Origin of the sequence: Streptomyces sp. NPDC005195 (genome assembly GCF_040608315.1) — a bacterium.
Classification (GTDB): Bacteria; Actinomycetota; Actinomycetes; order Streptomycetales; family Streptomycetaceae; genus Streptomyces; species Streptomyces kaempferi.
In genome coordinates this window covers 1-1,777 of record NZ_JBEXHZ010000297.1, presented here as the reverse complement: position 1 = coordinate 1,777, position 1,777 = coordinate 1, and the positions used below count along the sequence as shown (strand labels likewise).

The window sequence follows — 1,777 nt, the reverse complement described above, 5'->3', positions numbered from 1 at the left end:
GGCGGGTGCGCCGCCCGCGCCGAGCGCGAGCAGCACCACGGTGAGTGCGGCCGGTTCCTCTTCGCCGGCCCGCCCGCGTACCACGCGCGGGACGGGCTCGTACTGGTCCGGGGTGCCCATACCTCCTCCCTCCTCCTTCAGCCTTGGGGACACCATCGGTCACCACGCTCAAGAACCGCTCTCACCGCACTCGAAGAGCGCTCCACGCCGCCGCCCGCGGCAGCGGGGCGGCCAGGCACGCAGCGCCGGGTCCGGTACAGGAGGGACACCGGGGCCCGACGGCCGGAGTGGGGACGGCAGGGGCTGGGACGGCAGGGGCTGGGACAGCGGGCGCCGGGGTCGCGGGCGGTGGGCTGGAGTGGGGTGGGGCGGGGGTGGTCGGACACGGCCCGGGTGGGGTGGGGGGAAACGCTTCGGCCAGTTGCCGTGGGTGCGAAAAGAGCGGGAGGTGCCCCGCGGGGCGGGCCGGGAGGGCGGGGGCGGGGCGCGCGGTCCGGTGCGCGGCGGGCGCGGAGCGGGGCGGGGAGGTGGTGTCTTGACGGCGCCCGCGGCGGTGATTACGGATGCCGCCGGCAGGAGCGCGGGCGCACGGAAATGGACGACGGTAACCGTCTGGAGTGCGGTGACGCGGAATCAGGAGTTCGATTCGAGCCGCGCTGCAAGCGTCCTCCAGCGCCCCGGACAGCCTGTGTGACACCGGACTTGGAAGTCCGCTCGAGAACGGCTCCAGGAAATCGCTGGGGAGGGACGGCCGCGGCTAGCGTGAGCGGCGGCGCGGATTTCTGGCCACAAAAGGAACGGGACAAGGAGCTCGACGACATACGGAGGAGACCGGTGAGGATTCAGGTTCTGGGTCCGTTGAGTGCCGAGGTCAACGGGGGATCCATCGTTCCGAGCGCGGGCAAGCCGCGGCAGATCCTGTCGCTGCTGGCGTTGTATCCCGGACGGGTGATGCCCGTCCCGACCCTCATGGAGGAGATCTGGGCGACACAGCCCCCGCAGAGCGCACTGACGACCCTGCAGACCTACATCCTGCAGCTGCGCCGGCGGCTGGGCACCGCGATGGGGCCCGGCGCACCGGGCGGCGCCAAGGAGGTACTGGCCACCCGGCACGGCGGCTATCTGCTGCAGATCCCGCCCGACAGCGTCGACGTGCACCAGTACGACCGTCTGACACGGGAGGGACAGACCGCGTTCGAGAGCGGCGACGACGAGGTCTCCGCCGCCCGCTTCCGCGAGGCCCTGGGACTGTGGGAGGGCCCCGCCCTGGTCGACGTACGCCTCGGGCCGGTCCTGGAGATCGAGGTGGTCCGGCTGGAGGAGAGCCGGCTGGTCACCGTGGAGCGGCGCATCGACGCCGACCTGCGGCTGGGCCGGCACGCCGAACTCATCGCCGAACTCATCGAACTGACCGCCCGTCACCCCCAGCACGAGGGGCTGCACTCACAGGCCATGGTGGCGCTCTACCGCTCCGGCCGGCAGGCCTCCGCCCTGGAGGTCTACCGCAGGCTGCGGGTCCGGCTGATCGAGGACCTGGGCGTGGAACCCTCCCCCCAGCTGCAACGGCTGCACCAGGCCGTCCTCACCGTCGACCCCCAGCTGGACGTACTGGCCGGACCGCGCCACAGCTCCACCTACGACCTGTTCACGGCCTGAGCCCGAGCCGGGACCCGGGACACGGGACCCGGCAGCGGAACACGGACGGGACGGCCACCGCCGGCCGGGCCTGCGACCACCGCGGCCCGGCCGGTGACGACACGACAGGACCGGCCCGGAC

Annotated in this window: 2 protein-coding genes; one reads left to right on the top strand and one right to left on the bottom strand. The window is 72.9% G+C overall.

All coding sequences use genetic code 11. From position 1 onward, the window contains the following. Positions 1–120, bottom strand: a 120-nt coding sequence (locus ABZV34_RS39120; protein ID WP_356287952.1) for an acyl-CoA carboxylase subunit epsilon, incomplete at its 3' end; no start/stop codon positions are given. 714 nt (positions 121–834) lie between these two features. Between ABZV34_RS39120 and ABZV34_RS39115 the strand changes: the two genes are divergently transcribed. Then, the gene (locus ABZV34_RS39115; protein ID WP_168525349.1) at positions 835–1,656 is read left to right on the top strand and encodes an AfsR/SARP family transcriptional regulator; all 822 of its coding nucleotides are present in this window, start codon (positions 835–837) and stop codon (positions 1,654–1,656) included. Positions 1,657–1,777 lie beyond the last annotated feature (121 nt).